1 protein-coding gene is annotated in these 643 nt (G+C 64.2%); it reads left to right on the top strand.

Annotated features, from left to right (window positions below; all coding sequences use genetic code 11):
- Positions 1-364: putative Ig domain-containing protein (locus RM2_RS23305; protein ID WP_174553889.1), on the top strand; the 364-nt coding region annotated here is incomplete at its 5' end.
- Positions 365-643 lie beyond the last annotated feature (279 nt).

The following is a 643-nucleotide window of genomic DNA, read 5'->3' as shown; positions in this document are numbered from 1 at the left end:
GGACGGCACCCGCGCTTACGTCACCAACAACGGCGACAAAACGGTGTCGGTCATCGCGATCGAGTGGGCACCGACACTGACCGTGACATTACCGGCCGGCGCCGTCGGCCAGCCCTACGAGTACACCTTCACCGTCGCCGGACAACCCATCCCCACCACCGTGACCGCCGGTACCCTGCCCGACGGGCTTACCCTTGACGCTGATGGTGTTCTGTCCGGCACCCCTACCGCCACAGGACAATTCGCGTTCACCGTGACCGCCACCAACGGCATCGGTGACGATGCTGTCCTGCCTGTCGTGTTGGACATCAACGAGGCACCGTCGACCGGGTCCTTGGGATCGCTCGAATCCTGGGGATCGTAGGTCCTGACCTGGGCCCTGCCTAGCATCAGCAGCGGTGTCGCGATGGCGGATCGTCCTGCTCGGACATCGACCGGTCCATGCCTACTGTGACGCGCCGGCCCCAGGCCGGTGCCATGGACGACAGAATCGCCCCCCACCTTCGGGTGGGGGCGATTGCCGTACTCCGAGAATCTCGACCTCGATGTTGCCGAGCATCAGTGGCGCCGAACCCTTTCGAGCGCTTGCTGGTAGTTGGGCATAGCACCGCTCTACCCGCCGATGTTGCCCTAAATGTTGACG

It is taken from the genome of Rhodococcus marinonascens NBRC 14363, from assembly GCF_001894885.1.
Classification (GTDB): Bacteria; Actinomycetota; Actinomycetes; order Mycobacteriales; family Mycobacteriaceae; genus Rhodococcus_F; species Rhodococcus_F marinonascens.
This window is presented reverse-complemented; position numbering and strand designations above follow the sequence as displayed.